Raw genomic sequence first — 8,389 nt, forward strand, 5'->3', positions numbered from 1 at the left:
GTCAGTGGGTGTCGCCCGACTTCGGCTCGACCGTCTCGTCGTTGAGCGCGCTGTGGTGACGGCCCCAAACGAAATAAGAAATGGTCGCCAGGAGCACCCAGCCGCTGAACGCGATCCAGGTGTACCAGTGCAGACTGGCAAGGATGTAGCCGCAGGCCGCCACCGAGAGGAGCGGCGTGACGGGATAACCCGGAACCTTGAATCCCCGAGGCAGGTCTGGCTCACGCACCCGTAAGACGATCACCCCGATGGATACGACGACGAACGCGGTGAGCGTGCCGATCGACACCATGTCGGCGAGCTTTTGCAGCGGGATGAAGGCGGCCAGGGCCGAGGCGGCGATGGCGACGATCACCGTATTGGTCACCGGGGTCATGGTGCGTGCGTTCACCGTCGCGAACAGCGCGGGCAGCAGCCCGTCGCGTCCCATGGCGAACAGGATGCGGGTCAGGCCGTACATGGTGACGAGCGTGACGCTGAAGATCGAAATGACCGCTCCGGCAGCCAGAATCGTGCCGGCCCAGCCGCCGTGGGTGACGTTGTCAAGAATGGTGGCCAGCCCGGCTTCCTGCTGGCCGGCGAAGTCCTGCCACGGCTGGGTGCCCAGCGCGGCCACCGCGACGAGGACATAGACGCCGGTGACGGTCAGCAGCGCGCCGATCAGTGCGCGCGGCATGGTCTTCTGCGGGTTGTTCACCTCGTCACCCGCGGTGGACACCGCATCGAGCCCGATGTAGGAGAAGAAAATGGTGCCCGAGGCCGAACCGATACCGGACACGCCGAAGGGCGCGAAGTCGCGGAGCCGGCTCGCGTCGAACGCCGTGAAGGCGACCACGGCAAAGACCACCAACACGCCGAGTTTGATCATCACCATGATGGCGTTGACCATGGCCGATTCGCTCGCGCCGCGGATGAGCAACAACGCGCACATGGCGATCAACAGGATCGCCGGCACATTCATGTACCCGGGCTGGGTATCCCACGGCGCGGCCGACAAGGCTTGCGGCAGCTGCAATCCCAGGACACTGCTCAGCAGTTTGTTCAGATAGCCGCTCCAATTGACCGCGACCGCGGCGGTAGCCACTCCGTATTCCAGGAGCAGGCAGGCCCCAACGCCCACGGCCATGACCTCGCCCAGCGTGGTGTAGGCATACGAATACGACGACCCTGAAACCGGTACCGCCGAGGCTAACTCGGCGTAACAGACGGCCGCGAGCCCGGCGGCGACGCCGGCGAGAAGGAAGGAGACGATCACCCCCGGGCCCGCTTCGGGGACGGCCTGGGACATGACGAAGAAGATGCCGGTGCCGACGGTGGAGCCGATCCCGAACATGGTCAGCTGGAACGTTCCGATGCCGCGCTTGAGGTGATCGGCGGTCCCGCGCGCGGCGTGCGCACCCACCACCGGGCGCCGCCGCAGCATCTGTTCTTTCAGGCTGATCGACGTGGCTGGCAAGCGCCCCTCCTGTGGCCGGATCAGCTGATTATGAAGCAGCCTCCCGCAATACCGCAGCAAGCTGGCCGACGGCCCACTCGATCTCCTGGGCGGTGACCACCAACGGTGGCGCGAAGCGCAGCGTCGAACCGTGGGTGTCTTTCACCAGCACGCCGCGATCGGCCAGTCGCAGGCTGAACTCCTTGCCGCTGCCCAGCGAGGGGTCGATATCGACGCCGGCCCACAACCCCAGGCCCCGTATCTCCTGGACCCCGTGGCCGAGCAGCTGTCGCAGCCGCCGATGCAGATGCGCGCCCAGCGCGGTCGCCCGGGCCTGGAATTCGCCGCGCGCCAGCATGGACACCACGGTGGCGCCGATCGCGGCGGCCAGCGGATTGCCACCGAAGGTCGAACCGTGTTCGCCGGGGTGCAACACGCCCAGGACGTCCTGGTCGGCCACCACCGCCGACAGGGGAACCACTCCGCCGCCCAGCGCCTTGCCCAGCAGGTAGACGTCGGGGACCACCCGCCACCGATCGCAGGCGAACGTGTAGCCGGTGCGGGCCAGGCCCGACTGGATCTCATCGGCGATCATCAGCACGTTGTGCTCGCTGCACAGTGCGCGGACCGCTGGCAGGTAGTCGTCGGGCGGGACGATGATCCCGGCTTCGCCCTGGATCGGCTCCAACAGCACCGCGACGGTGTTGTCGTCGATCGCTCGAGCCAGAGCTGCGGCATCTCCGAACGGCACCGAACGGAACCCCGGCGTGAAAGGGCCGAATCCGGTTCGCGCCGTGGGGTCCGAGGAAAAGCTGACGATGCTGATCGTGCGGCCGTGAAAGTTGTTGTCGGCCACGATGATGTTGGCCTGATCCGCGGGAACGCCCTTGACGTCGGTGCCCCACTTTCGAGCGACCTTAAGGCCGCTTTCGACAGCCTCGGCGCCTGAGTTCATCGGCAGCACCATGTCCTTGTCGCACAAGTAGGCAAGTGCGGCACAGAAGGGTCCGAGCTTGTCGGAATGAAATGCGCGGCTGACCAACGTCACCGTGTCGAGTTGGGCATGCGCGGTGGCGGTGATCTCCGGGTTTCGGTGACCGAAGTTCACCGCGGAATAGGCGGACAGGCAATCCAGGTAGCGTCGACCGTCGATGTCGGTGATCCAAGCACCCTCGGCGCTTGCCGCGACCACCGGAAGCGGCGAATAGTTGTGCGCGGCGCGCCTTTCCACCAGCCTGATCGCCGTCTGGACTCGACTGGCGGTGACCATCTGCGATGTCTGCGCATCGAGAATCGTCATGGGAATACCTCCAATGTGCAGCACTTGACGGAACCGCCGCCCTTGAGCAGCTCGGACAAATCGACGCCGATCGGCTCGAAGCCGGCTCGGCGCAGCTGCGCCGCGAAGCCCGTTGCCTCGCAGGGATACACGACGTGCAGGCCGTCGGAAACCACGTTGAGGCCCAGTACGAAAGCGTCGGCAGTGTCGGCGACGATGGCATCCGGGAACAGCGCACGCAGTTGCTCCTGGGCGGCGACGCTGAATGCCGGCGGGTAGAACGCGATGGTGTGATCGTCGAGAACAGCCAGGGCCGTGTCGAGATGATAGAAGCGAGGGTCCACCAACTCCAGTGAGACCACGGGCGCGCGCAGCGCCGCGGAGATTTCCGCATGCGCACGGCGGTCGGTGCGAAATCCCCAGCCGGCCAACACGATCTCGCCGACCTTCAGTAGGTCGCCTTGTCCTTCGTTGATGTGACGGGTGTATACCGGCCGGTAACCGACCGACGACATCCAGTGGGCGTACGCGTGCGATTCGCCGGCCCGCTCGGCGAACCGGAACCTGGCGACGAGCGCGACATCGTGCGCGACGAACCCGCCGTTGGCGGCATAGACCATGTCCGGAAGCCCGGCCACGGGCTGAACCACATCAACGTGATGCCCCAGTCGTAGGTAGGTCTCATACAAGCTTTCCCACTGCGCTTGCGCGAGGCGGGCATCGACGGGTGCGGTGATGTCCATCCAGGGGTTGATCGCGTATTCGACCGCAAAGAAGGCCGGCGGCGTCATCGCATACCGACGGACGCTCGGCATGCGGCCGGGCGTGGCCCGCCCGGCCGCCCGCCCCGCGGTTCGGGGAGCTACCAGGGGTTGTTCCGTCATGAATCAACGATATTGAGGGCCCAGAAGTTAATCAAACTACACATCTTGCGTGTCTACCGTTACTTTATTGCGCTAGAATTCTGGATACGTCGATTTGTTGTCATCTCCGGGAAAGGAGCGCGATGGATCGCTTGGACGAGACCGACGAGCGCATCCTCGCCGAACTCACCGAGCATGCGCGGGCCACCTTCGCCGAGATCGGGGAGAAGGTGAATTTGTCTGCGCCGGCGGTGAAGCGGCGCGTCGACCGGATGTTGGACAGCGGCGTCATCAAGAGCTTCACCACCGTCGTCGACCGCAACGCCTTGGGCTGGAATACCGAAGCTTATGTGCAGGTGTTCTGCCACGGCCGGATCGCGCCCGACGAACTTCGAGCGGCGTGGGTGGATATTCCCGAGGTGTTCAGCGCCGCGACAGTCACCGGCACCTCTGATGCGATCCTGCATGTGCTGGCCCGCGACATGCGACATTTGGAGGCCGCATTGGAAAGAATCCGGTCCAGCGCCGACATCGAACGCAGTGAGAGCATCGTCGTGTTATCCAACCTGATCGACCGGATGCGGCCTTGACGCGCGGCGGTCAGCGCCGCCGACATCAGCCGACTTGCGGCAACAGGGTCTCGATCACTACTGCGGCGACGCAGACGAACAAGGTGATCGCAAGTGTCAACCAGTCAGCCAGTTTCGGCCGTGCCGGGCTGGCGGATAGCTGACCGATGCCGCCACGGGCGGTAATTGCGTCGCCCATCTCGTCAGCGCGACGGAGAGTCACGACGACCGCCGCGGCCATCAGGTCGATCATCCCGCGTCTCTGTTGCCGGAGCCGTGCCCTGCGGCCTGAGGGTATTCGGTTGGGCCGCAACAGACGAGCGGCGTAGAGCACATGAAATTCGTCGAGCAGCATCGGAAAGGCGCGCAGCGCGAGCGCCAGCGCCACCGCCCATTCGTCAACCGGAATGCGCAGCAATCTCAGCGGACGCCCCAACGTCGCTACCGCGGGCGCGATTTCGGCAACGTTCGTGGTCCACGACACCATCGCTCCAAGCCCCAGTAACACGAGGGTCAGTGCAGTGATCCTGAAGAAGTGCAAAGCTCCACCGAGCCCGATGACCACATCGCCTATCGGTACCTTGGGTGCGCCACCGGCCAGCGCCGCGGTCACAAAGCCCAATGCGAGAAGAGCCCACAGCCACCGCGGAATCGGCGGCAGAGCGCCACGCGGAATCCGTGCAGTCCGGACCGCCGCTGCCACCAGTGCCGCCACCAACGCGATCGTCGTCCATCCCGGATAGAACGTCAGCAGCACGGAAACGCCGAAGACGACCAGCAATTTAGTACCGGCCCATAATTCGTGAATGGCCGAACTCCCGGGCACCGGGACCAGCAGGACGACCGATCTGGAACGGCGCCGGTTCGCATTGGCCGCCCTGGTGAAAGTTGTCATCCCGCCAAGCCTCCCCCGGCGGCAGTGGTAGACACCGTTTCCAGCGCACCGTCGCGTAAATGGATTGCCCGCGGACACACCTCATCAAGTCCGACGAAATCGTGCGAAATGACCACCAAGGTCAGGCCACGCGTCCGGCGCAAATTCGCAAGCACTCGCCGGAGGCCGCGCTGGCTGCTGGCGTCCAGCCCGGCCAGCGGTTCGTCGAGAATCAACACCCGGGGCGAACACGCCAACAGTCCGGCCAGCACCACGCGGCGCATCTGTCCTCCGCTGAGTTGATCGATGCGCCGCTCGGCAAGCACAGGATCCAGTCCGACCGCGGTCAACGCAGCGGCCACGCGGTCGTGGTCCGTGGGCGAAAAGCCCGCAACCGATGCCAATTCCCGGTCGACGTGGCTGCGCATCAACTGCAGTCTGGCGGTCTGGAACGACAAAGCCACCGCGCCGACGTGCTGATGGGTGGGTTCGCCGTCGATAAGGCAGACGCCCTCGGTGGGCACCGTCAGCCCAGCCATGATCCACGCAAGTGTCGACTTGCCAGATCCGTTGCCGCCGTGGATCAGAAGTCCATCGCCTTGCTCCACCGTGAAGTTGATGTCGCGCAGAGCCGTCTTCGCCCATGGTGTCCCACTGTGATATTCGTGCCCGACGCCCATCACCTCGATGACCGGTGTGTTGGAGCCGGGACTGGCCGCGCCGGTGGGCAACGGCGCGGGCGCGATTTCGACCATTGCGCGGTTGTCGGATGAATCGCTGAGGTTGATTGTGCGATCCGCCGATGCGGCCTCATTGTCGAAATGCGTGATATGCACCAGGGCGGTCCGGTGCCGTTCGGGGAGACCGGACAGCACGTCCAATAGGAGTTCGCGGCCCGGCTGGTCGATCATGCTGGTGAACTCGTCAGCGATCAGCAGCGAGGGCTCCCGGGCGAGTGCGGCGGCTAGTGCCAGCCGCTGCAGTTCCCCGCCGGACAGACTTCCGGTGTCGCGCTCGGCGAGCCCCTCCAGGCCGACCTCCCCCAGCAGCCGATTCACATCGACTTCGGTACCCGGCGGCAACCCCCAGACGACATCGTCGGCGACCCTGGTGCCCAAGACCTGGGTTTGTGGGTGCTGAAGCACGAGCGATGTGCCGCCGACCCTTCCCAAACCCACTGCGCCGGGCCGATATACGGCACCCGACGTCGGTTCCCGGCCCGCCAAGATCAGGGTCAAGGTCGTTTTACCGGAACCGTTCGCGCCCACAACCGCGACATGTTCGCCGACCCGGAGGTCGAGGCTGATCTCACGCAAAGCATCTTGGCTGGCACCGGGGTAGCGGAATCGCACGTCGACCAATCGGACCGGCACCGGGCCGATCGGGCCCTCCGAGAATCCAGCGCTGTCAGTTGCGTCCAGCTTGTGCACATCCGGAATGTTGTGCATCCGCTCTAAGAGCCGCGAGAGAACCCACCACCCGATCAACGACGAGACCATCACCCCGTAGGTGAGGTAACCGAGCAGCAACGACGGCCAGTTGTGCAGCCCAAAGGTGAAGCACCGCTGCACCCCGGCGGCGACTCCTTGCAGATGCACTCGCACCAGGAACGCATTGACGCCGTCCACATTGGCGGTCACAACGTGAAAGATCAGATGCCGCAGCCGGGTTAAGACCTTCAACATTGCGACGGTCACTGCGCCAATAACGGCTCCGGCGACAAACGACCAGACCACCACAGTCGATGGGCCGCGGCCCTTGCGCTTGACAAGCCCGGTCAATCCGCCGATATAGGCGCAGATGAGGACGGCCGCCAAGCTGCCCAGTCCGGAAATGAGGAAAGTGATCATCCCGGCGGCAACCGTGGCGGCGACCAGCGCTCGCAGCCGGTAGCGGTATGCCAACAGCGCCATCGGCACCGTCCCCAGCAGTGCCAACCCCTGAGCGAACGGGATGAGCGAGGCAATAATTGCGATCACCGCGCAAAGGGCACCCATGACCGAGCCCTGCGCCAACTCGGCTGGTTGTAGCGGTCCACCCCGGTCTCGCAAACGGACCGGGGGCGGGGTTTTCACTTCAACGATTCTGCCAGGCCGCAGTGCTAACTCCCGCCATCACATTCGTCTGAGGTGCGAACGCCCGAAACTCGTCCTATTTCGGCCTCGCTTAGCAAAGCTATGCAACGATGGATGCATGGACAACGTCGTCGAAGCCGCAAAACTCGAGGGAGCGCAGGGCCTGGGAGCCGACCTGCTCGCCGTGGTCGCGCGGCTCAACCGCATGGCAACCCAGCGCATCCAGATGCCATTACCTGCAGCGCAGGCCAGGCTGCTGGCCACCATCGAAGCTCACGGCGAAGCCCGAATAGGTGACCTGGCCGCCGTCGATCACTGTTCGCAACCGACGATGACGACGCAAGTGCGCCGCCTCGAGGAGGCCGGCCTGGTCACGCGGATGGTCGACCCGGGAGATGCGCGCGCGGTCCGAATTCGCATTACGGCCGAGGGCCGGCGCACGCTCAACGCGGTTCGGGCCGACCGCGCCGCCGCGATCGAACCGCAATTGGCGCTGCTCGACCCCTCGGACCGTCAGGTGCTGGTACAAGCGGTGCAAGTATTGCGCGGGCTGCTCGACAACGACTCGCGTGCCAGTTCCGTTGCGGGTCGGCGCACCACGGTGTGAACGCTGATGGTTGGAGTTGGGGCAAGGGTAGACAGTTAAGCGAACGCGGCGACCGGCGCTTGCGGGCGTGATCAATCAACTGGTGAAAGGTGGCGGGGAATGCCGACAGAGGCTTCGGCCCTTCCGGCCTCGCTGACCGTATGGGCCGGACCGACGAGGTATGTCTTCAACCCTGGCCGCGACGTGATCGTGGGCTACGGCCCGGGTTGCGACATTCCGCTGGAGCCTCTCGACCACGATCCGCAACGGCCGCCGGCGCCCCGAGTCGACGTGATCCTGCGGTTCACCGGAACTCAATGGGTGGCTATCGATCTGAGCCGTCGCGGCATCTTCGCCGGCGGATCACGACTGCCCACCGTAGAGATCCGCGACGGCCTGGGGATCGCCATCGGGGATCCCCAGGCCGGCCCCCGCCTCGTCTTTCAAACCGCACCCTCGGCCGCGGCGCCCGGTCATCCCCCGGCCGGTGGCCCGGCGTATCCCCCGCACAATGCGCCGCAGGCGCCTCCGGTTCCACCACCGGGCACGCGGGCGCCGGCTGGTCCGCACGAGCCCGACCCGCGGCTGCCCACCCAGAGCGCCACCCAGCGCATGCCCGTCGTCGCGCCCCCGCCGGTACTCAGCGCTGAGGATTTTGCGGCTCGCGGTCGGGCGGCGGGTTGCGGCTCTCGCCGAGGGGCGACAAAA

7 protein-coding genes and 1 pseudogene are annotated in these 8,389 nt (G+C 65.4%); 3 read left to right on the forward strand and 5 right to left on the reverse strand.

Annotated features, from left to right (window positions below; translation table 11 throughout):
• Nucleotide 1 precedes the first annotated feature (1 nt).
• Genes A5686_RS25555 through ddaH form a run of 3 tightly spaced genes read right to left on the reverse strand, consistent with a single transcriptional unit; the run spans nt 2 to nt 3,598 of the window.
• A complete protein-coding gene (locus A5686_RS25555; protein WP_067940245.1) occupies nt 2-1,456 on the reverse strand; it encodes an amino acid permease in 1,455 nt (484 codons plus the stop codon).
• Between the two features lie 28 nt (nt 1,457-1,484).
• Nucleotides 1,485-2,735, reverse strand: coding sequence for an ornithine--oxo-acid transaminase (gene rocD, locus A5686_RS25560; RefSeq protein WP_067940248.1), 1,251 nt, complete (start codon nt 2,733-2,735; stop codon nt 1,485-1,487).
• Nucleotides 2,732-3,598 (reverse strand): dimethylargininase, encoded by an 867-nt coding sequence (gene ddaH, locus A5686_RS25565; protein ID WP_067940251.1) that lies wholly within the window; start codon nt 3,596-3,598, stop codon nt 2,732-2,734. Before ddaH ends, rocD begins: the two co-directional genes overlap by 4 nt.
• A 122-nt stretch (nt 3,599-3,720) precedes the next feature.
• Between ddaH and A5686_RS25570 the strand changes: the two genes are divergently transcribed.
• Nucleotides 3,721-4,167, forward strand: a complete 447-nt coding sequence (locus A5686_RS25570) for an Lrp/AsnC family transcriptional regulator (protein ID WP_067940254.1) — start codon at nt 3,721-3,723, stop codon at nt 4,165-4,167.
• 25 nt (nt 4,168-4,192) lie between these two features.
• Here A5686_RS25570 and A5686_RS25575 read toward each other — a convergent pair whose 3' ends face one another.
• Together A5686_RS25575 and A5686_RS25580 are read right to left on the reverse strand one after the other, a co-directional pair.
• On the reverse strand, nt 4,193-5,041 hold the full coding sequence (locus A5686_RS25575; protein ID WP_067940257.1) for an energy-coupling factor transporter transmembrane protein EcfT: 849 nt from the start codon (nt 5,039-5,041) through the stop codon (nt 4,193-4,195).
• Nucleotides 5,038-7,095 (reverse strand): DUF2232 domain-containing protein, encoded by a 2,058-nt coding sequence (locus A5686_RS25580; RefSeq protein WP_231986480.1) that lies wholly within the window; start codon nt 7,093-7,095, stop codon nt 5,038-5,040. Before A5686_RS25580 ends, A5686_RS25575 begins: the two co-directional genes overlap by 4 nt.
• Nucleotides 7,096-7,213: 118 nt before the next feature.
• On the opposite strand from A5686_RS25580, the gene A5686_RS25585 reads away from it, so the two are divergent.
• Together A5686_RS25585 and A5686_RS26980 are read left to right on the forward strand one after the other, a co-directional pair.
• The gene (locus tag A5686_RS25585; protein WP_067940264.1) at nt 7,214-7,702 is read left to right on the forward strand and encodes a MarR family winged helix-turn-helix transcriptional regulator; all 489 of its coding nucleotides are present in this window, start codon (nt 7,214-7,216) and stop codon (nt 7,700-7,702) included.
• A gap of 99 nt (nt 7,703-7,801) precedes the next feature.
• Nucleotides 7,802-8,389, forward strand: a pseudogene (locus A5686_RS26980) (FHA domain-containing protein); the annotation flags it as partial.

The sequence above is a fragment of the Mycobacterium sp. E2479 genome (assembly GCF_001667925.1).
In the GTDB taxonomy this organism is placed as follows: domain Bacteria; phylum Actinomycetota; class Actinomycetes; order Mycobacteriales; family Mycobacteriaceae; genus Mycobacterium.

Excerpts from the sequence above, each read along its gene's own strand:
- rocD (WP_067940248.1), bottom strand. The coding sequence starts at position 2,735 with ATGACGATTCTCGATGCGCAGACATCGCAGATGGTCACCGCCAGTCGA.
- ddaH (WP_067940251.1), bottom strand. The coding sequence starts at position 3,598 with ATGACGGAACAACCCCTGGTAGCTCCCCGAACCGCGGGGCGGGCGGCC.
- A5686_RS25570 (WP_067940254.1), top strand. The coding sequence starts at position 3,721 with ATGGATCGCTTGGACGAGACCGACGAGCGCATCCTCGCCGAACTCACC.
- A5686_RS25575 (WP_067940257.1), bottom strand. The coding sequence starts at position 5,041 with ATGACAACTTTCACCAGGGCGGCCAATGCGAACCGGCGCCGTTCCAGA.
- A5686_RS25585 (WP_067940264.1), top strand. The coding sequence starts at position 7,214 with ATGGACAACGTCGTCGAAGCCGCAAAACTCGAGGGAGCGCAGGGCCTG.